Annotated in this window: 25 protein-coding genes and 1 pseudogene; 4 read left to right on the top strand and 22 right to left on the bottom strand. The window is 63.7% G+C overall.

The genetic code is table 11. The features are described from left to right. Positions 1-11: 11 nt before the first annotated feature. The 6 genes from paaN to paaA all read right to left on the bottom strand — a co-directional run bounded on the left by paaN (position 12) and on the right by paaA (position 5,487). The gene (paaN, locus tag HV765_RS10500; RefSeq protein ID WP_175169686.1) at positions 12-1,676 is read right to left on the bottom strand and encodes a phenylacetic acid degradation protein PaaN; all 1,665 of its coding nucleotides are present in this window, start codon (positions 1,674-1,676) and stop codon (positions 12-14) included. A 45-nt stretch (positions 1,677-1,721) separates the two neighbouring features. After that, positions 1,722-2,807, bottom strand: coding sequence for a 1,2-phenylacetyl-CoA epoxidase subunit PaaE (gene paaE / locus HV765_RS10495; protein WP_175169685.1), 1,086 nt, complete (start codon positions 2,805-2,807; stop codon positions 1,722-1,724). Between the two features lie 13 nt (positions 2,808-2,820). Further along, the gene (gene paaD / locus HV765_RS10490) at positions 2,821-3,327 is read right to left on the bottom strand and encodes a 1,2-phenylacetyl-CoA epoxidase subunit PaaD (RefSeq protein WP_054424656.1); all 507 of its coding nucleotides are present in this window, start codon (positions 3,325-3,327) and stop codon (positions 2,821-2,823) included. Continuing rightward, positions 3,324-4,088 (bottom strand): 1,2-phenylacetyl-CoA epoxidase subunit PaaC, encoded by a 765-nt coding sequence (paaC, locus tag HV765_RS10485; RefSeq protein ID WP_175169684.1) that lies wholly within the window; start codon positions 4,086-4,088, stop codon positions 3,324-3,326. The genes paaD and paaC overlap by 4 nt, the downstream gene beginning before the upstream one ends. A 15-nt stretch (positions 4,089-4,103) precedes the next feature. Beyond that, positions 4,104-4,388, bottom strand: coding sequence for a 1,2-phenylacetyl-CoA epoxidase subunit PaaB (gene paaB / locus HV765_RS10480; protein WP_050447891.1), 285 nt, complete (start codon positions 4,386-4,388; stop codon positions 4,104-4,106). 109 nt (positions 4,389-4,497) lie between these two features. Continuing rightward, a complete protein-coding gene (paaA, locus tag HV765_RS10475; protein ID WP_054423676.1) occupies positions 4,498-5,487 on the bottom strand; it encodes a 1,2-phenylacetyl-CoA epoxidase subunit PaaA in 990 nt (329 codons plus the stop codon). A 172-nt stretch (positions 5,488-5,659) separates the two neighbouring features. On the opposite strand from paaA, the gene paaX reads away from it, so the two are divergent. Then, positions 5,660-6,592, top strand: a complete 933-nt coding sequence (gene paaX, locus HV765_RS10470) for a phenylacetic acid degradation operon negative regulatory protein PaaX (protein WP_054423678.1) — start codon at positions 5,660-5,662, stop codon at positions 6,590-6,592. Between the two features lie 77 nt (positions 6,593-6,669). Here paaX and HV765_RS10465 read toward each other — a convergent pair whose 3' ends face one another. Both HV765_RS10465 and orn read right to left on the bottom strand, forming a co-directional pair. Beyond that, entirely contained in the window at positions 6,670-7,296 is a 627-nt protein-coding gene (locus HV765_RS10465) for an NAD(P)H-hydrate epimerase (protein WP_175169683.1), read from the bottom strand. Between the two features lie 163 nt (positions 7,297-7,459). Beyond that, positions 7,460-8,005 carry an oligoribonuclease gene (orn, locus tag HV765_RS10460; RefSeq protein WP_054423681.1) on the bottom strand — a complete coding sequence of 182 codons (546 nt, stop codon included), beginning with the start codon at positions 8,003-8,005 and terminating at the stop codon, positions 7,460-7,462. 61 nt (positions 8,006-8,066) lie between these two features. Between orn and HV765_RS10455 the strand changes: the two genes are divergently transcribed. Beyond that, a complete protein-coding gene (locus HV765_RS10455; protein WP_054423682.1) occupies positions 8,067-9,317 on the top strand; it encodes a M48 family metallopeptidase in 1,251 nt (416 codons plus the stop codon). Then, on the top strand, positions 9,314-10,276 hold the full coding sequence (rsgA, locus tag HV765_RS10450) for a ribosome small subunit-dependent GTPase A (protein WP_254600527.1): 963 nt from the start codon (positions 9,314-9,316) through the stop codon (positions 10,274-10,276). Before HV765_RS10455 ends, rsgA begins: the two co-directional genes overlap by 4 nt. A 126-nt stretch (positions 10,277-10,402) precedes the next feature. Here rsgA and HV765_RS10445 read toward each other — a convergent pair whose 3' ends face one another. Together HV765_RS10445 and rplS are read right to left on the bottom strand one after the other, a co-directional pair. Beyond that, positions 10,403-11,134 (bottom strand): CoA pyrophosphatase, encoded by a 732-nt coding sequence (locus tag HV765_RS10445; protein ID WP_054423683.1) that lies wholly within the window; start codon positions 11,132-11,134, stop codon positions 10,403-10,405. A 123-nt stretch (positions 11,135-11,257) separates the two neighbouring features. Next, on the bottom strand, positions 11,258-11,638 hold the full coding sequence (gene rplS / locus HV765_RS10440; protein ID WP_054423686.1) for a 50S ribosomal protein L19: 381 nt from the start codon (positions 11,636-11,638) through the stop codon (positions 11,258-11,260). A gap of 209 nt (positions 11,639-11,847) precedes the next feature. Between rplS and HV765_RS10435 the strand changes: the two genes are divergently transcribed. Continuing rightward, positions 11,848-12,720 (top strand): DMT family transporter, encoded by an 873-nt coding sequence (locus HV765_RS10435; protein ID WP_054423687.1) that lies wholly within the window; start codon positions 11,848-11,850, stop codon positions 12,718-12,720. Between the two features lie 14 nt (positions 12,721-12,734). Here HV765_RS10435 and HV765_RS10430 read toward each other — a convergent pair whose 3' ends face one another. From HV765_RS10430 to aspT, 12 genes and pseudogenes are all read right to left on the bottom strand, one after another. Continuing rightward, a complete protein-coding gene (locus HV765_RS10430; RefSeq protein WP_175169682.1) occupies positions 12,735-13,223 on the bottom strand; it encodes a hypothetical protein in 489 nt (162 codons plus the stop codon). 290 nt (positions 13,224-13,513) lie between these two features. Beyond that, positions 13,514-14,797 (bottom strand): annotated as a pseudogene (locus HV765_RS10425) (PA0069 family radical SAM protein); the annotation flags it as partial. A 212-nt stretch (positions 14,798-15,009) separates the two neighbouring features. Continuing rightward, positions 15,010-16,308 carry a sulfate adenylyltransferase subunit 1 gene (locus HV765_RS10420; RefSeq protein WP_175169680.1) on the bottom strand — a complete coding sequence of 433 codons (1,299 nt, stop codon included), beginning with the start codon at positions 16,306-16,308 and terminating at the stop codon, positions 15,010-15,012. Between the two features lie 41 nt (positions 16,309-16,349). Continuing rightward, the gene (cysD, locus tag HV765_RS10415) at positions 16,350-17,258 is read right to left on the bottom strand and encodes a sulfate adenylyltransferase subunit CysD (RefSeq protein ID WP_054423693.1); all 909 of its coding nucleotides are present in this window, start codon (positions 17,256-17,258) and stop codon (positions 16,350-16,352) included. 40 nt (positions 17,259-17,298) lie between these two features. Beyond that, a complete protein-coding gene (locus HV765_RS10410) occupies positions 17,299-18,069 on the bottom strand; it encodes a phosphoadenylyl-sulfate reductase (RefSeq protein ID WP_082387093.1) in 771 nt (256 codons plus the stop codon). After that, positions 18,066-19,130: a sulfate/molybdate ABC transporter ATP-binding protein gene (locus HV765_RS10405; RefSeq protein WP_175169679.1), complete on the bottom strand. Its 1,065-nt coding sequence runs from the start codon at positions 19,128-19,130 to the stop codon at positions 18,066-18,068. Before HV765_RS10405 ends, HV765_RS10410 begins: the two co-directional genes overlap by 4 nt. A 26-nt stretch (positions 19,131-19,156) precedes the next feature. After that, complete coding sequence (gene cysW, locus HV765_RS10400; RefSeq protein ID WP_054423696.1) at positions 19,157-20,059, bottom strand: sulfate ABC transporter permease subunit CysW; 903 nt, start codon at positions 20,057-20,059, stop codon at positions 19,157-19,159. Next, a complete protein-coding gene (gene cysT / locus HV765_RS10395) occupies positions 20,056-20,946 on the bottom strand; it encodes a sulfate ABC transporter permease subunit CysT (protein WP_054423698.1) in 891 nt (296 codons plus the stop codon). The genes cysW and cysT overlap by 4 nt, the downstream gene beginning before the upstream one ends. A 24-nt stretch (positions 20,947-20,970) precedes the next feature. Beyond that, positions 20,971-21,999, bottom strand: a complete 1,029-nt coding sequence (locus HV765_RS10390) for a sulfate ABC transporter substrate-binding protein (RefSeq protein ID WP_054423699.1) — start codon at positions 21,997-21,999, stop codon at positions 20,971-20,973. 213 nt (positions 22,000-22,212) lie between these two features. Further along, positions 22,213-22,854 carry a peroxiredoxin gene (locus HV765_RS10385; RefSeq protein ID WP_054423700.1) on the bottom strand — a complete coding sequence of 214 codons (642 nt, stop codon included), beginning with the start codon at positions 22,852-22,854 and terminating at the stop codon, positions 22,213-22,215. A 92-nt stretch (positions 22,855-22,946) separates the two neighbouring features. Continuing rightward, positions 22,947-24,773, bottom strand: a complete 1,827-nt coding sequence (locus tag HV765_RS10380; protein ID WP_175169678.1) for an acyl-CoA dehydrogenase — start codon at positions 24,771-24,773, stop codon at positions 22,947-22,949. 72 nt (positions 24,774-24,845) lie between these two features. Continuing rightward, positions 24,846-26,546, bottom strand: coding sequence for an aspartate-alanine antiporter (gene aspT / locus HV765_RS10375; RefSeq protein WP_054423702.1), 1,701 nt, complete (start codon positions 26,544-26,546; stop codon positions 24,846-24,848). Between the last annotated feature and the right edge of the window lie 7 nt (positions 26,547-26,553).

The raw sequence follows: 26,553 nt of genomic DNA, 5'->3' as shown, positions 1-26,553 counted from the left end.
GCGTCGCCCTGTCAGACGTGACGGCGGGTTTGCACCACGCGGAAGCGGTTCGACACGAAGGCCGTGTCGGACAGCGCCGCGTTGGCGGCCGGGTTGGCGCCGGTGCCGTGGAAGTCGCTGAAGGCCGCGGTTTGGTTAACGAACACCGCGCCCGTCAGGTTCAACGACAAGGACACGCCCGACACTTCCGCCGCGTCCTGCACCTGATCGGCCACTTGCGGGTCGGTCGTGTAGGCGGACAGCGACAGTGCGCCGTGCTGGATGACGCTATCGCGCGCCAGCTGGACGCTGTGCGCGGTGGAGTCCGTCGCCACCACGAAGGCGATCGGGCCAAACCATTCCTGGCTGATGGCGGCGTTGCCGGCTTCCGTGCGCAGCAGCAGCGGCGTGCGGACGCGGGCATTTTCAAATTGCGGGTGCGTCAGCGTCTTGCTGTCGGCCACCACCGGCAGGCCCAGTGCGCGGGCCTTTTCGATGCGTTCGACGATGCCTTCGTTCTGGATGGCGCCCGTCAATTCGACGGCGCGTGCCGCGTCGGCGCCAAGCTTTTCCAGCGCCACGCCCAGGGCGGCGGCGACGTCATCAAAGCTGACGCGGCCTTCCGGCGTGTTGATGCCATCGCGCGGCACGTAGATGTTTTGCGGCGCGGTGCACATTTGGCCCGAATACAGCGCCAGCGAGAACGCCAGGTTGCGCGCCACACCCTTCAGGTCGTCGGTGGAATCGATGATGACCTGGTTGACGCCGGCCTTCTCGGTGTAGACCAACGCCTGGCGGGCATTGTTTTCCAGCCAGTCGCCGTTGGCGGTGCTGCCGGTGAAGTCAACGATCTTGACGGCCGGGTCCAGCGCCAGCTTTTGCGCGGTGTCGTCGCCGGCTTCGTGTGCGGCCAGCAACACCACGTCGGGGTCAAAGCCTGCTTCTTGCAGCACTTCGCGCGCCACCTTCACGGTGATGGCCAGCGGCAGAATGGCGCCGGGGTGCGGTTTGACGATAACGGTGTTGCCGGTGGCCAGGCTGGCAAACAGACCCGGGTAGCCGTTCCAGGTGGGGAACGTAGAGCAGCCGATCAACAGCGCCACGCCACGCGGCACCACGGTGAATTGCTTTTCCATGCGGATGGGGTCGTTCTTGCCCTGCGGCTTTTCCCAGATGGACACGCCCGGAATACGCGACAGTTCCTGCCACGCGTAGGTCACGGCTTCAAAGCCGCGGTCTTGCGCGTGCGGGCCGCCCGCCTGGAAGGCCATCATGAAGCCTTGGCCGGTGGTGTGCTGAACCGCGTAGGCGATCTCGAAGCTGAGCTTGTTCAGACGAGCCAGAATTTCCAGCGACACGCCCACCCACGCTTGGGGGCCGGCACGGCGCCAGTCTTCCAGCGCGCGCTTGGAAGCGGCGATGAGCTTGTCGACGGGCACGCGCGGATACGTGATGCCCAGGTCAAAACCATAAGGAGATTTCTCGCCGCCCACGGTGCCGTCGGCATCATGCAGGTTCAGCGGGAAAGGCTTGCCCTTCAGCGCATCAAACGCGGCGCGGCCGTCGTCGTTGGCGGTTTCGCCATAGTTGCGGGGGCTGGGCGATTCGGCAAACGGGCTCCAGTAGCCGCGCAGCGCGGCGGCAGCCAGGGATTGTTCCAGCAGGGGCTGATGGCGTTCGAAGAATTTCTGGGACACTGCGTCTCTCCAATGAATATGTTGTGTCTGACCGGCTGCGCCGTGTCAGGTTTCCTGGTCGAAGTCGATGACCAGGCGGTCGCTGACCGGGAAGCTCTGGCAGCTCAAGACGAAACCGCGCGCCACTTCGTAGTCTTCCAAGGCGAAGTTGGCATCCATGTCGACTTCTCCTTCGATCACCTTGCAGCGGCAGGTGGAACACACCCCGCCCTTGCACGAATACGGCAGTTCGATCCCTTGCGCCAGCGCCGAATCCAGCACGCTGTCTTTGTTCTTATCAATCACGAATTTACGGCTGTGGCCGTCTTGCACCACCGTGACTTCGCACTGCCCCTTGCCGGGCGCCTGGCGGGCGTCTTGGCCGGTGCGCAGCGCGCGCGGGCCCTTGGGGGCGCCGAACAGCTCGAACTTGATGTTCGCCTTGGGAATGCCGCGCGCCTGCAGGTGCTCGACCACGCTTTCCGTCATGGTCTGCGGGCCACAGACAAAAGCGTAATCGATATCCTCGGGGCTCATCCAGGCCGACATCAACTGGTCAACCTTGTCACCATCCAGGCGGCCGTTGAAGAGTTCGATGTCCTGCGTTTCGCGGCTCATGACGTACACCAGCGAAAAACGCTCCATGTACTGGTTCTTCAGGTCTTCGATTTCTTCGCGAAACAACACCGCCGACGATGCGCGGTTGCCGAAGAACAGCGTGAACTTGCTGTTCGGCTCGATGGACAGCGCGGTTTTCACCAGCGAGAACACCGGGGTGATGCCGCTGCCCACCGCAAAGGCCACGTAATGGCGCTGGTTCTCGGGCGAGAAATCCACGGTGAAGTTGCCGGCCGGGGCCATCACTTCCAGCGTCTGGCCCGGCTGCAACTCCTGGTTGGCCCAGCTTGAGAACGTGCCTTCGTCGACCTTCTTGATCGCCACGCGCAGCAGCTTGTCGTGCGGGGCGGAACAGATCGAATACGAACGGCGCAGCTCTTCGCCATTTAACTGCGTGCGCAGGGTCAGGTACTGCCCCGGCAGAAACGCGAACTCGTCCGCCAGCGTGTCGGGCAGATCGAAGGTCACGACGACGGCATCGCGCGTGTTGCGCGCCACCGAGGCCACCTTCAAGGAATGAAATTGGTTGCTCATCTTGAAACCGCTCTCAGTGAGTCTTGAAATAATCGAAGGGTTCGCGGCAAGACACGCAGCGATACAGCGCCTTGCATGACGTGGACCCGAAGTTGCTGACCATCCGCGTGTCGTGCGAACCGCAGCGCGGGCACGCAATGGCGGGGGCGGCGGCGCGGCGGCTGATGCCCGAGATGTCGATGGCGCGTTCAGCGGGCGCGGCGATGCCGTAGCCCTTGAGCGCTTCACGGCCCTTTTCGCTCATCCAGTCGGTCGTCCAGGCGGGCGCCAGGCGGGTGTCGACACGAACCTCGCCCACGCCATGGCGCGCCAGCGTCTGCTGAATGTCTTGCGTGATCTCGCGCATGGCCGGGCAGCCGGAGTACGTGGGCGTGATGACGACGACACAGGTGCCGCCGTCCCAGGTCACGTCCCGCACCACGCCCAGATCCACCACGGACAGCACGGGGATCTCCGGATCGGGGACCTCTTGCAGCCAGGTGTAGACCTGGTCGGCGGAAATGGGCGCCAGCGCGTTCACCACGTGGCTCCCGGATAGGCGCGCGGCAGGTACTGCATTTCGGCCAGCACGTAGCCCAGCGCTTCGGTGTGCCTGCCTTGGCGCCCGCCGCGATAGGCCAGATGGTTGGCGGCAGCGTCATCCGGCACGGTCAGCGTGGCTTCTTCCAGCACGTCGCGCACGTGGGCGATCCAGGGTTCGCGAAGGGCAGACAGATCACAGCCGATGCCACGCGCGGCCACGTCCTGATCCACGGCGTCATCGGCGAACAGTTCGCCGGTGAAGCGCCAGGCGTCGTCGATGGCGGCCTGCATCTTGGCGTGGCTTTCATCGGTGCCGTCGCCCAGGCGCACGACCATGTCGGATGAGCGGCGCACGTGATACGTCACTTCCTTGATCGACTTGGCGGCGATGGCGGAAACGCGTTCGTCAGCGGACTGCTCCAGCCGTTGCAGCAGGAAGTAGTGCCAGACGTCGAACAGGAACTGGCGCGCCATGGTGTCGGCGTAGTTGCCGTTGTCGCGTTCAACCAGCAGCACGTTGTGGAACTGATGCGCGTCGCGGTGATAGGCCAGCGCGTCTTCATCGCGGCCAGCGCCTTCGACTTCGCCCGCAAGCGTCAGCCACATGCGGGCTTGGCCCAGCAAGTCCAGCGCGGTGTTGGTGAGCGCCAGGTCTTCTTCGAGGATCGGGCCGTGGCCCGTCCAGGCGCCCAGCCGCTGCGACAGGATGAGCGACGAGTCGCCCAGGCGCAGCAGATATTCAAACAGAGTCTTGTCCATGTCTCCCCCGCCGCCTTACATGTGCTTGATTTCGTCAGGCATCGGGAAAAACGTGGGATGCCGATAAACCTTGCTGTTGGCCGGTTCGAACAGGGGTTCCTTGTCGCCGGGGCTGCTTGCCGAGATATCGGAGGCGCGCACGACCCAGATGCTCAGGCCTTCATTGCGGCGCGTGTAGACGTCGCGGGCGTGGTTGATCGCCATTTCGGCGTCAGAGGCGTGCAGGCTGCCGACGTGCTTATGCGCCAGGCCATGCTGGCTGCGGATGAACACTTCCCACAAAGGCCAGTCTTTGCTCATGATGAATATCCTTGAAATGCCGGGCGCGCGCGGCGCGCTCCGGACGGCAATGATGAGGTGATGTCGCGGGTGGAAAAGAGAAACGCAGTTGCGCGTGGGCCGGTTCGCTTCAAGCGGCCTTGCGCTGCGCCTTCTTGTCCGCGTAGGCGACCAGCGCGTCGCGCACCCAGGCCCCGTCCTCGTGCGCCTTGACGCGCGCGGCCAGGCGTTCCCGGTTGCAAGGGCCGTTGCCCTTGAGCACCGCGTAGAACTCGCTCCAGTCGATTTCGCCGAAGTCGTAGTGGCCGCGTTCGGCGTTCCACTTGAGTTCGGGGTCCGGCACGGTCAGGCCCAGGTATTCGGCCTGCGGCACGGTCTGGTCCACCATCTTCTGGCGCAGCTCGTCGTTGGAGAAGAGCTTGATCTTCCAGGCCATTGATTGCGCGCTGTTGGGCGAATCGGCATCCGAGGGGCCGAACATCATCAGGGCGGGCCACCACCAGCGGTTCAGCGAATCTTGAACCATGGCTTTTTGCTCGGGCGTGCCGTGCAGGCACATCTGCATCAGCAGGTCGTAGCCCTGGCGCTGGTGGAAGGACTCTTCCTTACAGACGCGCACCATGGCGCGCGCGTACGGGCCATAGGAACAGCGGCACAGGGGGATCTGGTTGATGATGGCCGAGCCGTCAACCAGCCAGCCGATCATGCCGATGTCGGCCCAGCTGAGCGTGGGGTAATTGAAGATGCTGGAGTACTTGGCGCGGCCAGCGTGCAGGTCGTCGATCAGGTCATCGCGCGACACGCCCAGCGTCTCGGCGGCGCTGTACAGGTACAGCCCGTGGCCGGCTTCGTCTTGCACCTTGGCCAACAGAATGGCCTTGCGCTTGAGCGACGGCGCGCGGGTGATCCAGTTGCCTTCCGGCAGCATCCCGACAATTTCCGAATGCGCGTGCTGCGAGATCTGGCGGACCAGCGTCTTGCGGTACGCATCCGGCATCCAGTCTTTGGCTTCGATGCGCACGCCGTCGTCAATGCGGCGCTGGAACGTCTGTTCGCGGCCTTCAAGCTGGTCCGCGGTCTTGACCTGCTTGACGCCGGTTTCGACGAGTTGAGCGTACATGTTTGTCTCCTTGAGACGGTTTGCGAAAACGCAAAGCAAACGTTCCACAGCGCCGTCATGTCATAGGCGGATTATTTAATACAAAAAAACCATTGTCAAACTCAAATCTGTATCACATTGGATTTATGTATCATATTGCAGATCCTGATATCGGCCGCTTGCGGCCCACCCTATGGCAAACCCTACGTCGCCTTTGGACCGTTTCCTGTCCCGGTTGTTGAAAAGCGACCCGCCTCGCGCCAAATCGCTCTGCGTCAGCTTGCTGGGAGACGCGCTCGCGCCTCACGGCGGCGCTATCTGGCTGGGCGATCTCATCGAACTGCTGGCCCCGCTGGGCATCAATGAACGCCTGCTGCGCACGAGCGTCTTCCGGCTGGTTGCCCAGAATTGGCTGCAATCAGAACGGCACGGGCGGCGCAGCCTGTACCAGATTTCCGAACAAGGGCTGAGACACACCGCTCATGCTTCGCAGCGCATCTACGAGGGCGCGGCGCAAGACTGGAACGGCGAATGGACGCTGGTAGCGTTGCCGCGCACGGGCAATGGCCTGGCCGAACGTGCGGAGCTGCGCCGCGAGCTGGTGTGGGAAGGCTTCGGCATGATCGCGCCGGGGCTGTTCGCTCACCCGCACACCGAGGCGCGGGCTGCGCACGACATTCTGGAAAAGCTGGGCATTCCGGACCGGGCGCTGGTGCTGTCGGCTCGTGATCTGGCTGGCGCGGGCGGACTGCCGATCGCCAGCCTGGCCTCGCAATGCTGGAATCTGGACGACGTGGCCGAGCAGTACCGGCAATTCTCGCGAAATTTCGGCCCGCTGGAAAAGCTGCTGGAAGAGACGCCGGCGCCGGCTGACGCCTTCGTCATCCGCGTCATGCTGCTGCACAACTGGCGCCGGATCGTGCTGCATGACCCCCAATTGCCGGGGCCCATGCTGCCCGACAACTGGCCAGGGCATGCCGCGCGCGAGCTTTGCGGGCGGATTTATTGGAAGGTATTCGATGCGTCGGAAACGCATCTGGATGTGCTGGCGGGAAAGGATAACGAGCGCTACGCGCCGCTGAAACCGGACGTGGATGCGCGCTTCGGCGGCCGGCCCGCCAACTGAGTCTGGCTACAGCGCGGGAGGCGGTCTGGTTTCCGTCGCGATCACTACGCAATCACTACGCAGTCACTACGCAATCCCTAGGCGATCACAACTCCGAGCGTGTCCACATACCGCTCGCCCGCGGCATCGCGGCCCGCGCCAGGGACGTCCAGCCCGCGCGCCATACCGATGAACGACAACGTCCACCGTGCCTGCACCGGCCGGCCCAATGCCGCGCCGGTGTCGGCGTCAATTCCGCTGGGCACGTCCAGCGCCAACACGGGCAAGCGCCAGGCATTCACCTGGTCCACCAGTGCCTGCCACGAATCGCTCAACGGCCGATTCAGCCCGATGCCAAACAGGCCATCGATCACCACATCGAACGCCGAATGAGCCGGTAATTCCGTCAGCACCGGCCCTTTTTTATCAGACCAAGCCTGCCACGCGGCGGCGGCATCCGGCGGCAATTTGCCGGGGCCAGATGGCAAGAGGACGACAACCTCATCCCCGCGCTCGCGCAGCAGGCTGGCTGCCGTCAGCGCGTCGCCCCCGTTATTGCCGGGGCCGGCCATGACCAGGATGGAGATTGGATGGGGATAGCGGGCCGCGATGAACTCGGCGGCCGCCTTGCCCGCAAGCGGCATCAACTCCCGGCCTTCAGCCAGGGCAAGCTGCTCAGCGCGGCGGATTTGGGTGACAGAGTAGGACTCGAAGTCGGACGGCATGGCGGGGACGGCTAGCGCCCGGGGCTGAGGGGCTGCGAGCTGGGGGGCTGCGAGCTGGGGGGCTGCGAGCTGGGGGGGCGAGCCACTAGCCGCTGACGGCTGGCGGCTGACCGCAGGCGGGCGGGCCGTGGCCCGTTTACGCCCTCAGGCCGCCCCCGATTTCTTACACTTTCAGGAAGTGCTCGCGGTAGTACTTGAGTTCGTCGATGGATTCGTAAATATCGGCCAGCGCTTCGTGGCGGCTCTTCTTTTCGAAACCCTTGTAGACAGCCGGCGCCCAGCGGCGCGCCAATTCCTTCAGCGTGCTGACGTCCAGGTTGCGGTAGTGGAAGAACTGTTCCAGGCGCGGCATGTACGCAAACATGAAGCGGCGGTCCTGGCTGATGGTGTTACCGCACAGCGGCGACTTACCTGCCGGCACATGCTGCGCAAGAAACGCCAACAGCGTATCCTCTGCCTGCGCCTCGGTCACCGTCGACGCCTTGACCTTGTCGATCAGGCCGCTTTTGCCGTGCGTGGACTTGTTCCAGTTGTCCATGGCGTCAAGCAGGCTGTCGGGCTGGTGAATCACCAGCACGGGGCCTTCGGCAACCACGGTCAGATCGGGCTCCGTCACCACGACGGCCACCTCGATGATGCGTTCTTTCTCAGGTTCCAGCCCCGTCATTTCCATGTCGAGCCAGACCAGGCGATTTTCGTTCACAGCCATATAATTTGCCTATAAAACACGCGATTTTCGCACATCCCTACTTGAGCTCACCGCTTCGCCCATGTTCACACTGCTGTTCGTAGCTTTCCTGCTGGCCGACATGGCCGTGCGCCTGTGGCTGGCAACGCGCCAGATTCGGCACGTTGCACGCCATCGCGATGAAGTGCCTGCTGAATTCTCTCACCGTATCGGGTTGACCAGTCATCAGCGTGCGGCGGATTACACGGTTGCCCGCGTCAAGCTGGGCATGCTGGAACGCACCTATGACGCGATCCTGCTAGTGTGTCTGACCTTGATGGGCGGGCTGCAATTCATCGACCTGATGGTGGGCCAGCTTACCAGCAATGACTTCCTGCGCCAGATGCTGTTGCTGGTGGTGGTGGCGCTGCTGCTGGGCCTGCTGGGGCTGCCCTTTACGCTGTGGAGGCAGTTCAAGCTGGAGGCGCGCTTCGGTTTCAACCGGATGACGCCCGAGCTGTTCATTGCCGACACCGCCAAGGGCCTGCTCGTGGCCGCGGTGCTGGGCCTGCCGCTGGCAGCCGCCGTGTTGTGGCTGATGGGTAGCGCGGGCACCTATTGGTGGATCTGGGCGTGGGCGCTGTGGACGGTATTCAACCTGGTGCTGCTGGTCGTCTACCCCATGTTCATCGCGCCGCTCTTCAACAAGTTCACGCCGCTGTCCGACCCCGACCTGGCAGGCCGCATCCAGCGCCTGGCGCAACGTTGCGGCTTCGCGCTGAATGGCCTGTTCGTGATGGACGGCTCGCGCCGCTCTGCGCATGGCAACGCCTACTTCACGGGCTTTGGCCGTTCGCGCCGCATCGTGTTCTTCGACACGCTGCTCGCCCGCTTGAACGGCGATGAAATTGAAGCCGTGCTGGCCCATGAACTGGGTCATTTCGCCAAGCGCCACATCATCAAGCGTGTCATCTTCAGCTTTGGCGGCGCGCTGGTTTTCTTCGCCATCCTGGGCTGGATCTCCCAGCAACCCTGGTTCTACGTGGACCTGGGCGTGCTGCCGCAACTGGGCGGGCGCAACGACGCCATGGCGCTGCTGCTGTTCTTCCTGGTCATTCCTGTTTTCACTTTCATGTTCACGCCGTTGGCCAGCTGGTACTCGCGCCGCGACGAATTCGAAGCGGACCGCTATGCGGCCGAACAGAGTTCGCCCGAACGCCTGGTTTCCGCCCTGGTCAAACTCTACGACGACAACGCCGCCACGCTGACTCCCGACCCTGTGCATTCCGCCTTCTACGATAGCCATCCCCCCGCCGCCGAGCGCATCCGCCACCTGATGGCGGCTGCCGCATGAGCGCCCCGCGCAAAACCAAAAATGCGCCCGCTGGCGCAGCGTCTGCCGCGCAGGCCGCAAGCACCTTGCTGGAAGGCCGCATCATCGCGGCCCACGGCCGCCACTACACGGTAGAGCTTGCCGACGGCTCGGTGCGCAAGTGCTTCCCGCGCGGCAAGAAAGCCGGCGCCGCCGTGGGCGACCGCGTGCAAATCGCGCCGCAAGGCAAGGACGAAGGCGCTATCGACGCCATCCTGCCGCGCAGCAATCTGCTGTATCGCTCTGACGAAATGCGGTCCAAACAGTTCGCCTCGAACGTTGACCAGCTGCTGATCGTGATTGCCGTGCAGCCGACGTTTTCAGACGACCTGACTGGCCGCGCACTGGCCGGCGCCTGGAGCGCTGGCATCTCGCCGCTGATCGTGTTGAACAAGACCGACCTGGTGGACGAATTGCCCGCCGCGCGAGCGCGTCTGGCGCCGATCGCCGCCTTGGGCGTGCCCGTCATTGAACTCAGCGCGCTGGAACCCGACAACGTCCACACGCTGCTGGCCCCGCGTTTGGCCGGCCGCACCAACCTGCTGCTGGGCCAAAGCGGCATGGGCAAATCGACGCTGCTCAACGCGCTGGTTCCCGATGCGCGCGCGGCCACCCGCGAGCACTCGACGGCGCTGGACATGGGCAAGCACACCACGACCAGCACGCGCCTGTATCACCTGCCCGAGCCGGGCGGCGATCTGATCGATTCCCCGGGATTCCAGGCGTTCGGCCTGCAACATCTGACCCGCGACGACATCATTCGCGGCTTCCCGGAATTCACCAAACCGATTGAGCAATGCCGCTTCTATAACTGCACGCACCGGCAAGAACCGGGCTGCGGTGTCGTGGCAGCATTGGAGTCGGGGCAGATCAATCCGCTGCGGTATGCGCTGTACCAGCGCATCCTGGAAGAGAACCTGGCGGGGCAGCAGCGGTATTGAACGCGGGCCTACACTACCCGCGCCACCCGCGTCTGAGCCAGTACGCCGGACACTACGCCGGAGCCCGTAGGCCTGAGCCGACACGCTTGATGCGTGCCGGTTTCAGCGCCAGTTTCAGCGCGGGTTTCAGCGCGGGGCCAGGCCGTGACGCAGCAGGTGATAGAGGTTGCGCAACATCCCGGCGGTTGCGCCCCAGATGAAATGCTTGCCGTAAGGCATGCCGTAATAGTTGCGCACGCGGCCATCATCCAGCCGCGCTTCGTACAACCGATGGTTGGCCGGGTCCATCAAGAAGGACAACGGCACCTCGAACACCTCGGCCACTTCGAACGCGTCGGGCGCCAGGTCAAACCCGGGGCGTACCAACGACACCACCGGAATGATTGAAAAGCCCGTCGCCGTCAGGTACGGCGGCATGCTGCCCAACACTTCCACGAAGTTGGCGGGCAGACCGGTTTCTTCTTGAGCTTCGCGTAGCGCGGCATCGACGGGCGTCGGGTCACTGATTTCAATGCGGCCGCCGGGAAAGCTGATCTGCCCCGCGTGGTCATGCAGGTGCGCCGCGCGCTGCGTCAGCATGATGTGAACGCCGTTATCGCGCGTGACCAGCGGAATCAACACGGCGGCTGGCACAGGCGTGCCTTCGCGTCCGGGATAGCGCAGATCGTTGTCGCGCGAAAGCTCCAGCGTCCAGGTGGACGGCTGGGTCAGCGTGCCCCGCAAAGAATCCGGGGTCAACAGATTGGCAGGCACGGCCGGCAGAGAATCGTTGGCCACTACCCACGGTTGCGTCGCCGGATCGAAGCCGGGACGCACGAGCGGCCGTCGGGGCCGCGCGGAATACGAGGAATCAGACATACGGCTTTGCAAAAAGAAAAAGGCACCCTCGCAGGTGCCTTTTTAACCCGGAAACCTGTGCCGGACGGAAACGCTGAATGGCGCGAACGTCCGACACTGGTAGGGCCGTGTGCCGATAAGCGATCAAGCCGCCGGGGCTTGCTTGCTGACCAGCTTTTCCTTGATACGTGCCGACTTGCCCGAGCGGTTGCGCAGGTAGTACAGCTTGGCGCGGCGCACGTCGCCGCGGCGCTTGACTTCGATGCCGGCGATTTGCGGCGAGTACAGCTGGAACGTACGTTCCACGGCTTCACCCGACGAAATCTTGCGCACGGTGAACGCGGAGTTCAGGCCGCGGTTGCGCTTGGCGATGACAACGCCTTCGAAAGCCTGCACGCGCTTGCGGGTGCCTTCAACGACGTTCACGCTCACGATGACGGTGTCACCAGGAGCAAATTCAGGTTTGGCTTGACCGCCGGTCAGACGGGCAATTTCTTCCTGTTCCAGGATAGCGATAAGGTTCATTAGAACTCCTAGATCATCATGTCTTTGCGGACTAAAACTTTTGCCGATCGATGTTGTTGCTGATGCCGCAAGCAGAGGATGAGATTTGGCAAACCAATGATTCTACACCAAAAATTTCGTTAGGCGTCGGGTAGAATGGCGACCTTCCCGCGGCGTTGCTGTACCCTTGCCGCTTCTGTAACAAACACGTCATCTGACGCTGTTCCCTCATGTCGTATACGTCCCTGTTATTGGTCGTCCTGGCGGCGATGGCCCACGCAACGTGGAATCTGCTTGCCAAGCGCGCGGCCATGGTGGGCGCTCCCTTCGTCTTCGCCTACGGCCTGTGCGCCTCGGTGCTCTATGCACCCTGGGTGATCTGGGTGTTGCTGCACGACGGCATGACGTGGACCTGGCCCATCGTGGGCGCCATCCTGACCTCCAGCCTGTTGCATCTGGGCTACAGCCTGTGCCTGCAACGCGGATATCAGGTGGCGGATCTGTCGGTGGTGTATCCCATTGCTCGCGGTACCGGCCCCCTGCTTTCCACCACAGGCGCTTTTCTGCTGCTGGGCGAACCCGCCACCAGCACCGGCATCATCGGCATGCTGTGCGTGGTGATCGGCGTGCTGCTGATCGCTACCCAAGGGCGGCTGGCCATCTTCAAGCAGGCGCAGGCCTGGGTGGGCGTGCGGTGGGGCGTCGTGATCGGCCTGTTCATTGCGGCCTACACCGTGGTGGATGCCTATGGCGTCAAGGTGCTGCTGATCAGCCCCGTGCTGTTCGACTGGTTTACCTGTGTCACCCGCACCACCATGATGACGCCTCACATGCTGAGCCGGCGCGCTCAAGCCTGGGAGTCCATGCGCGGACACTGGCATCTGGCGCTGGCGGTTGGGCTGCTGTCGCCGTTGGGGTACATCCTGGTGCTGTACGCCCTGCGCAACGGTGCACCGCTGAGTCTGGTGGCCCCTGCCCGCGAGATGTCCATGATGTTGGGCACCCTGGCCGGCATGTTCCTGCTGCGCGAAAAGGTCGGACCGGGCCGCTTGGCCGGTTGCGTGTCGATCCTGATCGGCGTCGTGCTGCTGGGCTCCAGCTGAAAAACCGGCCGGCCTTAGAACCCTGCGGCCGCGCCCAACCACATCAAGCCAGGGATGATCGCCCCCCAGGCCAACACCATCACCACATCCAGCACCATGGCTTTCATGGTGACCTGAGACGTCACGGGTTCCACCGTGGCGTTACCCAGGCTGCGCTCGCGCACAGCGGTTGCGGCGGGCAGGCTGGGCGAAGCCGGTGCAGCCACCAAGCCAGCGGTATCCGCCACGGGCCGAGCCACCGGCATCGGCATGCCGACGGAAACGTTTGCCGCTTGCCCTGACAGCGCGCCCTCTTCCACCGGCACGGGCGGGAAAGGCCAGCGTGCAGGCCGCGTGCTTGAGCGTACGCGCTGACGCGGCTCGGCGTCTGCCGACGTGTTCCAGGGCATGGCCAGACCGGCCAGCTTGGCGCACACGGCGCGGGCGCGATAGGCGCCGCGACGCAGCGGGTTCAGCGACACGACGAGCTCGTCCGACAAAACGGAAATATCAGCGGTGTTCATAGGAACTCCTTGGAGAAACGATTCCACGCCGCCGCAGCGGCCGACGCGGCGGCAAGCCGCGATCAGTCAAACAACGACAACTGCCCGGCCGCCAATGCGCGCAACTGGCGCGCACCGCGGCCAACCGCGCCACTCAGTGCGGGCAGGCCATCAGAAAAAGGGACCCCTGAAGACGCTTGCGCGCCAACCGGGGATAGGAAATCGGTAGAGGAAGCGCCAGCGGCTTGGGCGAAACCGGCACCTTGGCCACGGCCAGCTTGGGCCGTTTGGGCCGTTTGGCCACCTTGGCCAACCTGGCCTGCTTGGCCTGTGGAAAACAGCGACGCCGTGGCGTTAGGCGCCAGCGGCGGCTGGAAGCGATCGCAGTCCAGCGCCAGACGCTGGCGGTTCAGCCCCAGCTTGCGCGTTGCCACGGCGAAACGCTGGCGCAGCAAATCGGCCCAGATGCCGGTACCGCGCATGCGGGAACCGAAGTTGGGATCATTGCGGCGGCCATTGCGCAGGTCTTCAATGCGGTGCAACACGCGCTGGGCGCGGTCGGGATAATGGGTGTTGAGCCAGTCTTCGAACAGGGTCTTGACCTCCCAGGGCAGGCGCAAGACGGTGTAGCTGGCGTAATGCGCGCCGGCCGCCTTGGATTCCTGGAGGATGTGTTCCATGGACTCGTCGTTGATGAACGGAATGACCGGCGCCACCAGCACGCCCACCGGCACGCCGGCGTCGGTGAGGCTGCGCACGGCCTCCAGGCGGCGCCAGGGCGCGGCGGCGCGGGGTTCCAGCGTGCGGGCCATGCCGGCGTCCAGCGTGGTGATGCTCATGTAGACCACCACCAGCTTCTGTTCGGCCAATGCCGCCAACAGATCAAGGTCGCGGGCGACCAGCGCATTCTTCGTGACGATGGTGAGCGGATGCCGGGTTTCCAGCATCAGCTCGAGCATGCCCCGGGTCAGCCGCCAATCGCGTTCAATCGGCTGGTAAGCATCCGTGGCCGATCCGATGTTGATGGGCGACGGCTTGTAACCCGGCTTCCCGAGCTCAGCGCGCAGCGCTTCCACGGCATTGGCCTTGGCGACCAGGCGGGTTTCGAAGTCGAGCCCGGGCGACATGCCCAGGTAGGAATGGGTGGGACGGGCGTAGCAGTACACGCAGCCGTGCTCGCAACCCCGGTAGGGATTGACGGCGACATCAAAGGGGATATCGGGCGAATCGTTGCGCGACAGCATCTTGCGCGCTTCTTCCGCCGTGACGGTGGTCTTGGGGAGGGGCGGCGCAATGCGGGTGTCGGGCAGGATTGGGATGATCGTCGAACCTGAACGCGAACCAGAACGCACGTCGGCCACATCAGAAGCCTGATCGGGGAATTCGGAGGGGAAGTCAGACGAAAAACTATCAGGGACGGATTCAACAAAATCCGCCGGCAGACCTGACGAGGACCAGCCATCGTCGACCTGCACGCGGTCATCGCGCTGAAAGCGATGCCGAACATTAGTAACCGCACCCCGACCGCGCAAGGCGGCGGGGGCGGCAGCCGGGGACCCAGAACCGGCGGGAAAAGAATGATCGGTGCGTGCCATAAAAACTACTGTACAAAAACACAGTGGTTTTGACAAGCACCAAAAGCCTTTTCGTAAGACAGCCCAACTTTACCGCAAGACGCGGACGCCGTCTGAACAAATCGATTTCATCAGGCGATATTGCCCGGAGAGCCGCACCAGCATTGAGTTTGGACGAAATACAACACCAAAAATCCGGGCCGGGTTTTGTTGTTTTCCGGCCCGAACCCCACTTACCGCAACATGCCTGCGGCAGCCGTCTGATGCGTGGCCTCATCGATCAAAATAAAGGCCCCGGTGGCAGGCACATCGGCATAACGATCAACCGCCAATGCCTCGCGCGTGGTGAACGTCACGCGTCCGATATCGTTCATGCGCAACGTGCCTTCGGTGTTCTCCACTTCCTGCAATTCATGGATGTCACGATGCGACAACACCGCACGAATCTTCGCCGACGTGAGCCGCGTGCCCGACTTCAACAGATACTTGCGCGCCGGGTTCAACGCTTGCGAATCGAGCCAGCACAACTCGGCTTCGAACTCGCGCGTGACTTGCGCGGGTGCGGCGGTATGCACGATGACATCGCCGCGCGACACATCCACATCACGGTCCAACACCAGCGTGACCGAATCACCCGCCACCGCTTCATCCAGCACGCGATCAAACACTCGCACTTCACGCACCACTGCGCTGACACCCGACGGTTGCACGGTGATGGCATCGCCCGGACGCAGCACGCCGCTGGCCACGCGCCCGGCATAACCGCGGAAATCTTCCTTGCGGTCTCCGTCGTGACGCGCCACCCATTGCACCGGGAAGCGCAGCGGCAACGCGCGGCCATCGCTGGCCAGGTCCAGCGCTTCCAGCAGCGCCAGCAATGGCTGGCCTTCGTACCACGGCGTCTTCGGCGACAGCGTGACCACGTTGTCACCATTCAACGCCGACAAGGGCAGCGCATCGAAGTGTTCGATGCCCAGCTTGCCCGCCAGATCCGCATACGCATCGCGGATGCGTTCGAACACAGCGCGGTCCCAATCGACCAGATCCATCTTGTTGACCGCGACCACAATGTGGCGGATGCCCAGCAAGCGCGCGATGGTGCTGTGACGCTTGGTTTGCGCCAACAGCTTGCCGTCGGCCGCGCGCGTGGCGTCGATGAGGATGACGGCCACGTCCGCCGTCGATGCGCCCGTGACCATGTTGCGCGTGTACTGCTCGTGCCCCGGTGCGTCGGCGATGATGAATTTGCGCGCGGGCGTCGAGAAGTAGCGGTAGGCCACGTCAATCGTGATGCCCTGCTCGCGCTCGGCTTCCAGGCCGTCGGTCAGCAGCGAAAAATCAATGCCGTCACCCGCCACCCGTTTGTGTTTGGCGCGCGAGATCGCGTCCAGCTGATCCGCGAACACGCCCTTGCTGTCGTACAGCAAGCGTCCGATCAGCGTGGACTTGCCGTCGTCGACGGAACCCGCCGTGATCAGGCGCAGCACGCCCGTGCCGGCGCCGGAAAGGAAAGAATCATTCAGTGCGTTCATGTGCGTCCCCTGCCGCCGGCCGCAGCCGGCGTATCGTGCATTCAGAAATAGCCTTCCTTCTTGCGGCGCTCCATCGAGGCCTCGGAAGTCTGGTCGTCCATGCGCGTGGCGCCGCGCTCGGTGATATCCGTCACCGCCGTCTCGGCGATGATGGCGTAGGTGTCGGCGGCGTCAGACGCCACCGGGCACGTGCAGGAAATATCACCCACCGTGCGGAAACGCACCGGCAGGCGCTCGACCTGCTCGCCCTCTTGCGGCGGCGTCAAACGCGTCACCGGCACCAGCAGGCCCTTGCGGCGCACCACCTCGCGCTCGTGGCTGTAGTAGATCGACGGCAGCGCCAGCTGTTCGCGCTGGATGTATTGCCAGACGTCCAGCTCGGTCCAGTTCGAAATCGGGAAGACGCGCATGTTCTCGCCGCGATGCACGCGGGTGTTGAACAGGTTCCACAGTTCCGGGCGCTGCGCCTTGGGGTCCCATTGGCCGAATTCGTCGCGGAACGAAAAGATGCGTTCCTTGGCGCGCGCCTTTTCCTCATCGCGACGCGCGCCGCCAATGCAGGCGTCAAAGCCAAATTCTTCGATCGCTTCAAGCAAGGTGACCGCCTGCGCCGCGTTGCGCGAATCGGTCTCGCGGCGCAGCACCACGCTGCCGCGCTTGATCGAATCTTCCACGCTGCGCACGATCAGGGTTTCGCCCAGTTCGGCGGCGCGCTGGTCGCGAAACGCAATCACTTCATCGAAGTTGTGACCCGTATCGATGTGCATGAGCGGGAACGGAAAGCGTCCCGGGCGAAAGGCCTTTTCAGCCAGGCGCAGCAGCACCACGGAATCTTTACCACCCGAGAACAGCAGCACGGGCTTTTCGCTTTCAGCAGCCACCTCGCGCAGGATGAATATCGCTTCCGATTCCAGCCAATCCAGGTGGCTGCGTTGGATCACAGCAGACATAGGTATTCCCCTAAAACAGATTTCGAATTCATGGACGGCGTCAATCGCCGCGCGCCACAACACTGATGACCCGGTTGCCCGCGTGCAGGCCGCATTCCTTGGAGTCGGACGACTCCCACCACCAGCGCCCCGCCCGCAGGTCTTCGCCCGGGCGGATCGCGCGCGTACAGGGTTCGCATCCGATGGACGGGTAGCCCTGGTCGTGCAGCGGGTTGTACGGAATGCCCAGCGCCCGGATCAGATTCCAGACGTCGTCTTCGCTCCACTCGGCCAGCGGGTTGAACTTGTATAGGCCGAACGTCGCGTCTTGCTCTTCCAGCGGCAGTTCGCCGCGCGTGGTGGATTGCTGACGGCGCTGGCCGGTGATCCACGCGCCGCGTCCGGCCAGAGCGCGCTTGAGCGGTTCGACCTTGCGGATCTGGCAACAGGCTTTGCGCAAGTCCACGCTTTCGTAAAAGGCGTAGGCGCCATGCGCCGCCACGTGTTCCTCGACGGCGGAGGCAACAGGCCGGTAGACCGTCACATCACGCCCGTAACGCGCACGCACGGCATCCAGCACGCCCAGCGTTTCGGCATGCAGGCGCCCGGTGTCCAGCGTGAAGACTTCCAGGTCCAGGCCCGATTCGTAGATGGCGTGCGTCAGCACCATGTCTTCGGCCGCCAGCGACGAGGCCAGCGCGGCGTCCGGGTAGCGGCGCTGGACTTGCGCCAGGCGCTCGACCAGGTCGCGCCAGCGTTGGGCCAACGCGGGCTCCAGGTTGGCGAGAAGATCGGACGAGCGATCAACAGAACGCGCAGATACAGTCGTCATGGCTGCACCGCAAAAATACGGGCACGCCGGGGACGCGCCAACAGAGTTTCGCCATCGCGCAGGTTCAGCTCCCGGTACTGGTACTCGGGCACTTCGGCTTCGATGATGACGTCGGAATCCTGGCGGGTCAGTTCCAGATACGCGCTGGGTCCGGCCAGATACGCGTGCGCCAGCCGCACCGGAATCCCCTCGCCGCCCGCGCGATAACGTTCGATGTCGAACTCGTGCGGGCGCACATAGGCGGTGGCGCGCTGCGCATCCGCTTGCGCCAGATCAGGCGCGGGCAGCGACAGCCCCGCGCCTTCCCAAACGCCACGCGTCGCCACGCCCTGCAATTGGTTGACGTCGCCCAGAAAGCCATAAACGAACGGCGTGGCCGGGCCTTCCCAGACTTCGCGCGGCGTGCCCACCTGCTCAATACGGCCGGCGTTCATCAGCACCACGCGGTCGGACACTTCCAGCGCTTCTTCCTGGTCATGGGTGACGAACACGCTGGCCACGTTCAGTTCATCATGCAGCCGGCGCAGCCAGCGCCGCAGTTCCTTGCGCACCTTGGCGTCCAGCGCGCCGAACGGTTCGTCCAGCAACAGCACGCGCGGCTCAACGGCCAGCGCGCGGGCCAACGCAATGCGTTGACGCTGCCCGCCCGACAGTTGCGCCGGGTAGCGGTCGGCCAGCCAGTCCAATTGCACCAGCGTCAACAGCTCATGCACCTTGCGCTTGATCTGGTCTTCCGGCGGCCGCTGCGAACGATGCTTCACACGCAGGCCGAAGGCCACGTTTTCAAACACCGTCATGTGCTTGAACAGCGCATAGTGCTGGAACACGAAACCCACCTGACGCTGGCGCACGTCCACTGCGGTTGCATCTTCGCCCGCGAACAGCACGCTGCCGGAATCCGGCGCTTCAAGACCCGCGATGATGCGCAGCAGCGTCGTCTTGCCACAGCCCGATGGCCCCAGCAGCGCCACGAGTTCACCGGTTTCGATGTGCAGCGATACGTCATTCAGCGCCCGAAACTGGCCGAACTGCTTGGATAGATTACGAACTTCGATACTCATGCTTGTCTCCGTCTGAACCGGGCGCGTCAGGCGACGGCCGGTTTGAGGGTTGCCGCCGGTTGGCCGGGGTATTCGACCGGCAGGTCGGCCGCCCGCAGGAAGCGCGCGTTGCGCCACTCGACTACGTTCTTCGCCACCAGCGTCACCAGCGCCAGCAAGGCCAGCAGCGATGCCACGGCAAACGCCGCGGAGTACTGGTATTCGTTGTAGAGAATCTCGACGTGCAGCGTCATCGTGTTGGTCAGCCCCCGGACTTGCCCGGACACCACCGACACCGCGCCGAATTCGCCCATGGCGCGCGCGTTGCACAGAATGGCGCCGTACAGCAGGCCCCACTTGATGTTCGGCAGCGTCACGCGCCAGAAGATCTGCCAGCCGCTGGCGCCGAGTGTCAGCGCCGCCTGCTCTTCTTCGCTGCCCTGCGCCTGCATCAGCGGAATCAATTCGCGCGCCACAAACGGGAAGGTGACAAAGAGCGTCGCCAGGATGATGCCCGGCACGGCGTAGACGATCTTGATGTCGTGGTCCTGCAACCAGCCGCCCAGCCAGCCTTGCGTGCCGAACAGCAAAATGAACACCAGCCCGGCCACCACGGGCGACACCGAGAACGGCAGGTCAATCAACGTGATCAGGAACTGCTTGCCGCGAAACTGGAACTTGGTAATGGCCCAGGCCGCCGCCACGCCGAACACCAGGTTCACCGGCAGCGCAATCGCAGCCACCAACAACGTGAGCTTGATGGCGGACCACGCGTCCGGTTCGACGATGGCGTCCAGATACAACTGCCAGCCTTTCTTGAACGCCTCGGCGAAAACAGCGGCCAGCGGCACCAGCAGAAACAGCGTCAAAAACGCCAGCGCGATGAACAGCAGAATGCCGCGCACCCAGCGCGGCTCGGTCAGATGGGCGGGACGATCCGATGCGCTCATGCGAGCCTCCCCAGGTTGCGGCGCGCCTGCCAGCCTTGCAGCAGGTTGATGACCAGCAGCAGCACGAACGACAACACCAGCATCACGGTGGCGATGGCGGCAGCGCCGGCGTAGTCGAACTGTTCAAGCTTGGAAATGATCAGCAGCGGCGTGATCTCGGACACCATGGGCATGTTGCCGGCGATGAACACCACCGAGCCGTACTCGCCCACCGCGCGCGCAAACGCCAGCGCAAAACCCGTCATCAGTGCAGGCGTGATGGTGGGCAGCAAGACGCGGCGGATGGTCTGCCAGCGGCTCGCGCCCAGGCTGGCCGCGGCCTCTTCGATTTCGCGTTCCACGTCTTCCAGCACCGGCTGCACGGTGCGCACCACGAACGGCACGCCGATGAAGATCAGCGCAATCACGATGCCCAGCGGCGTGAACGCGACCTTCAGGCCAAACCATTCAGACAGCGGCCCGCCCAACCAGCCCTTTTGGGAATACAGCGCGGTCAGCGCAATGCCCGCCACCGCCGTCGGCAGTGCGAACGGCAAGTCCACCAGCGCGTCCAGAATCTTCTTGCCGGGAAAGCGATAGCGCACCAGCACCCAGGCGACAACCGTGCCGAACACCAGATTCACCAGCGCCGCAATCAGCGATGCGCCGAACGTCAGCTGATAAGACGCCATCACCCGAGGCGCCGTCACGGCGTCCCAAAACCCTTGCCAGCCCAGTTCCGCGCTCTTGATGGGCAAGGCTGCCAGGGGGATCAACACGAGCACGCTCAGATACAGCACCGCGTAACCCATGGAAATGCCGAATCCGGGCAGCACACCCGGGCTATTGCGCCGAACGGCAAAAGGCGCTTGCGCGCCGTTTGCCGTCGGGTTCGAGGCAGTCGTCATGGCCGTCGTCCGATCGTCGTCTGATTATTTCTTTTGCGGCAGGTAGATCTGGTCGAAGGTGCCGCCATCACTGAAGTGATCTTTCTGCGCCTTGCGCCAGCCGCCGAAGATCTTGTCGTCGATGGTGACGAGCTTGACCTTGGGGAACTTGCTTTCGTACTTGGCGGCGACCGTCTTGTCGATGGGCCGGTAATAGTTCTTCGCAATGATTTCCTGCGCGGCGGGTGTGTACAGGAATTCCAGATAGGCCTGCGCGGCGGCGCGGGTGCCCTTCTTGTCGACGATCTTGTCGACGATGGCCACCGGCGGTTCGGCCAGGATGGACAGCGACGGCACCACGATGTCGAACTTGTCCGGACCCAGCTCTTCCAACGCCAGGAAGGCTTCGTTTTCCCATGCCAGCAATACGTCGCCCACACCGCGTTCGACGAAGGTGGTGGTGGCGCCGCGTGCGCCCGTATCCAGCACCGGCACATGCTTGAGCAGGTCGCCGACATACGCGCGGGCTTTCTCTTCGCTGCCGCCGTTCTTCTCCAGCGCGTAGGCCCAGGCGGCCAGATAGTTCCAGCGCGCGCCGCCCGAGGTCTTCGGGTTCGGGGTGATGACTTGCACGCCGTCTTTCACCAGATCGTCCCAGTCCTTGATGGCCTTGGGGTTGCCCTTGCGTACCAGGAACACGATGGTGGACGTATAGGGCGAGCTGTTTTGCGGCAAACGGGTCTGCCAGTTCTCGGGCACCAGGCCGCGGTCGGCGATGGCGTCGATGTCATAAGCCAGCGCCAGTGTCACCACGTCGGCTTCCAGCCCGTCGATGACCGAGCGCGCCTGGCGGCCGGAACCGCCGTGGGATTGGCGGATCGTCAGGTCGACGTTGGCCTTTTCCTTGTACTGCTTGATGAAGGCGTCATCGATGGCGCGATAGAGCTCGCGCGTCGGGTCGTAGGACACGTTCAGCAAGGTCTGTTTTTGCTGCGCGTGAGCCGGGGCGATCGCCGCCAGCGAAACTGTCACCGCCGCCAACGCGGCCAACCAACCGGCTTTCCTGAAAGACATCCCTTGCTCCCTGTATTTGGCAATGTGGAAGCAAGTGTGCTGGCAGGACATTCTGAACGGAACGAATCATTTTTTGATTGCTCATCGCCTCCAGGCATATAGGACAAGTCTTACGCATAAAAAAAACCACCGCGTTTCCCTATGAGAAAGGCGGTGGTTCGGGCGGCTGAACGCCGCGTTCGGATGGGGAGGTCTACCCCCCAAATTCCGAATTTACTTATTCGGTTGCGGCGTAATGCGCAAGTACGGGCGCACGGCCTTGTAACCCTTGGGGAACTTCTGCTTGATCACGGCTTCGTCTTGCAGGGACGGAACGATGATCACATCGTCGCCATCTTCCCAGTTGACCGGCGTGGCCACGCTGTGGCTGTCGGTCAGTTGCAGCGAATCAATCACGCGCAGGATCTCGTTGAAGTTACGGCCCGTGCTGGCCGGATACGTGATGATCAGGCGCACCTTCTTGTTGGGATCGATGATGAACACCGAACGCACCGTCAGGGTGGCGTTGGCATTCGGGTGGATCATGTCGTAGAGCTCGGAAACCTTGCGGTCCTTGTCGGCCAGGATCGGGAAATTGACCTTGGTCGATTGCGTGTCGTTGATGTCTTCGATCCACTTCGAGTGGGAATCGGTGCCGTCCACCGACAAGGCCAGCACCTTCACGTTGCGCTTGGCGAACTCGTCAGCCAGCTTGGCCGTGTAGCCCAATTCGGTCGTGCACACCGGCGTGAAATCGGCCGGGTGCGAAAACAGCACGCCCCAACTATTGCCCAGATACTCGTGGAAGCGGATGGGGCCGGCCGAGGATTCCTGCTCGAAATCGGGGGCGGTATCGCCCAGACGTAGATGACTCATGGTGTCTCCTATGCAATGCAGTTGAGAGGGGCTCGTGTGAAACGATTCTTCCATCAAACCTTCGGTGGAGGAAATACGCAAGCCATATAACCTTATGCAATATCTGAAGCCGCTCCGCAAGCGTCTGCGATGACGCCAGCGCGCACCGCCGCGGACAGCGCCAATGCGCGCGGCAGGATGTGCGCGGCATAGAACAATCCGGTTGCGATCTTTGACGAATGGAACGGGTCGGTGGACCCCGCGGCAATGTGCTTGCGGCAGCCCAGCACGGCACGCGCCATCTGCCAGCCGCCATGCACCACGCCCGCCAGCATCAGGTACGGCACGCTGCTGGAATAAACGGCCCGGACGTTGGCGGCCGACTGCTCAAGAATAAAGCCCACGCCGGCTTCATAGGCCTGAATGGCGCTGTCCAGGTTGTCGCGCAGCAGGCGCAGCGCATCGCGCTCGTTCGCCGCCGCCCGGGTCGATTCCGCTTCCACCGCACGCAGCGTTTCGCGCATCGCCGCGATGGCCGCGTAGGCGGTGGCGCCGCCGTCACGCTGCGTCTTGCGGCCGACCAGATCATTGGCCTGAATGGCGGTGGTGCCTTCGTAGATGGGAAGAATGCGCGCGTCGCGGTAAAACTGAGCCGCGCCCGTTTCCTCGATGAAGCCCATGCCGCCGTGCACCTGAATGCCCAGCGAGGCCACTTCCACGGCCATTTCGGTGGAATAGCCCTTCACCACCGGCACCATGTATTCGTAAAACGCGCGGTTGCGCGAACGCTGTTCCGGGTCAGGATGGTGCGTGCCCTTGTCGTGCGCCGCGGCCGTCACGTAGGACACCGCGCGCGCCGCTTCCGTCAGCGCCTTCATCGTCAAGAGCATGCGCTGCACATCCGGGTGATGCACGATGGCCACCGGCCCTGGCGACCCTTCCACCGCGCGGCCCTGCACGCGTTCGCGCGCATAGGCAAGCGCATGCTGATACGCGCGTTCAGACACGCCTATGCCCTGCTGGCCCACCGAGTAGCGCGCCGCGTTCATCATGATGAACATATATTCCAGGCCGCGGTTCAGCTCGCCCACCTGATAGCCCACCGCGCCTTCGCCGACATCGCCCTTGCCCGAGCCGTACAGCAGCTCGGCCGTCGGGCTGCCATGAATGCCCAGCTTGTGTTCCAGCGATGCGCACCACACGTCGTTGCGCTTGCCCAGGCTGCCATCGGCATTGACCAGGAACTTCGGCACGATAAAGAGCGAGATGCCCTTCACACCCGCCGGCGCATCCGGCGTGCGCGCCAACACCAGGTGGATGATGTTCTCAGCCAGGTCGTGTTCGCCGAACGTGATGAAGATCTTCTGCCCGAACAGGCGGAACGTGCCGTCGTCCTGGCGCACCGCGCGCGTGGCGACCTGGGCCAGATCCGACCCGGCCTGCGGCTCGGTCAGGTTCATGGTGCCCGTCCATTTGCCGGCGATCAGGTTCGGCACATATTGCTTGCGCTGCGCCTCCGACCCCACCGTCAGCACGGCTTCGATCACGCCGTCCGTCAGCATCGGGCACAAGGAAAACGCCAGACTGGCCGCCTGGATATTTTCGCCCGGCGCTGCCGCCACCAGCTTCGGCAGCCCTTGCCCTCCCCACATCTGCGGGTGCTGCAAGCCCTGCCAGCCGCCTGCCGCATAGTCCTTGAACCCTTGGGCGTAGCCGGGCGTGGTCGTGACCTGCCCATCTTTCCAGACGGGCGGCTGCGTATCGCCTGGCACGTTAAGGGGCGCCACGGCCTGCTCAACGAAGCGGCCGTTCTCGTCCAGGATGGCGTCCACCAGGTCGGGGGTAACCTCTTCAAACCCGGGCAGTTTCAGGATGGCGTCCAGGCCGGCAAGCTCTTTCAGCGCGAAGCGGAAATCCTGTAGCGGGGTGACATAGGGCATTGCGTCTCCGTGGGCAAATGACAGCGAGGCGCCGGGCGCCTCGTGTCTACTGCGATTCTTGATGTGTGCGGTTTAACTCAGATGGTACGCCAATGACACAATGATCGGCCCCAGCACCGGCAGCAACACGTTGGCGATCGCGTAAGTAACGGTGTACCCCAACAGCGGCACGGAGCTGCCGCTGGCATTCAAGATGGCGCTGATTGCGGGTGTGCTGACGTGCTGGCCGGCAATGGCGCCCACCAGCAGGGGCCCTTCAATCTTCAGGATCTTGTGGCCCACCCATAGCGACAGGCAGGCAGGCCCCAGTGACACCAGCAAGCCAATCAACGGCAGCACGGCGCCGTGCTCGCGAATCAGCGACACCGCCTCCGGCCCCGCCGACAACCCCACGCAGGCCACAAATACGGCCAGCCCCAAGTCTTTCAGCAGCTGCACGGCGTGGCCGGGGATATGACCCAATGAAGGCCGCTTGGCGTTGATCCAACCGCAGACCAGGCCACTGACCAGCGCCCCGCCGCCACTGCCCAGGGACACCGGAATGCCCCACATGCGCGCGCTCAGGCTGCCGATCATCAGCCCGGCAAGAATGCCGAAGGCCAGAAACACCAGGTCCGTAATACCGCTGCGGCGCAGTTCGTTACCCAGCGCCGCACCGGCTTCCGACAATTCAGGCTCGGTACCCACCAGCGTGACCAGATCGCCATACTGCACGACGGTGGCCGGCGTCAGCGGCAACACATGGCCGGAACGCATGATGGATTGCACGAAGACGCCGCGCGCCCGGCGCGCGCCGGGCCGCTTGGACAGTTCGGCCACCGTGTGTCCGTTAATGGCCTTCTTGTTAACGATTACCGCCAGCTCGCTCAGCTGAAGGTCATCCACATGGCCTTCAGGCAGCTGGATCTCGGGGCCGACGACCGACCCCGCGCGCAGCGCGAATCGGCGCAAGCCCAGCACCACGACGATATCGCCCGTCTTCAGCGTGTCTTCGGGCGTGGCGTCCACCACTTCGCCATTGCGCAGAATACGGCTGATCACCGTGCGTCCGCCCAATTGCGCTTCAACGTCGCCCACGTGCATGCCGTCGGCGTCCTTGACCACATGGGCGCGCCCGACCAGGCGCGGCAAGGTGGGGAGGTTGGCTTCTTCGCTGTCGCCCGAGGCCACGCCCAGCTTCTCTTCCAACGCTTTGGACGCTTCGCGCAGGTTGATGCGCAACAGCGCGGGCGCGACCTGGCTGGTGAAGAAGACGATGCTGATCAGGCCCACCAGGTACGTCAGCGTGTAGGCCGTGGCGATGTTGGCCTCCATGCGCTGCACTTCGGCGTCGGCCAGCCCCAGATGCTTGAGCGCTTCGGCCGCCGTACCCACCACCGCCGATTCCGTCGCCGCCCCCGCCGCAAGACCCGCTGCCGTGCCGGCATCCAGGCCAAACAACGGCACCGCGGCCAGCACGATGGTCAGCACCAGCAGCGCCTCGATAATCGGCAACGCGATGTAGCGCAGGCTGGAACGGTTCAGGTTGGCGAAAAATTGCGGGCCGCCGGAGTAGCCCATGGCGAAGATGAACAGGGCGAACGCAACCTCTTTCAAGTCGCCGCGCATCTGGCAGCCCGTCTGGCCGATCAGCAGGGCGACGATGAGTGTTCCGCACACCCCGCCCAGCTGAATCGGCCCGACCTTGAGCTTGCCGATCAGGTATCCCAAACCCACCGTCACGAACAACACAGCGATGGGGACGCTATTGAAAAACCCGATTGAGCACGTCATGAGGTCA

This window comes from Achromobacter kerstersii (assembly GCF_902859595.1).
In the GTDB taxonomy this organism is placed as follows: domain Bacteria; phylum Pseudomonadota; class Gammaproteobacteria; order Burkholderiales; family Burkholderiaceae_B; genus Achromobacter; species Achromobacter kerstersii.
This window is presented reverse-complemented; position numbering and strand designations above follow the sequence as displayed.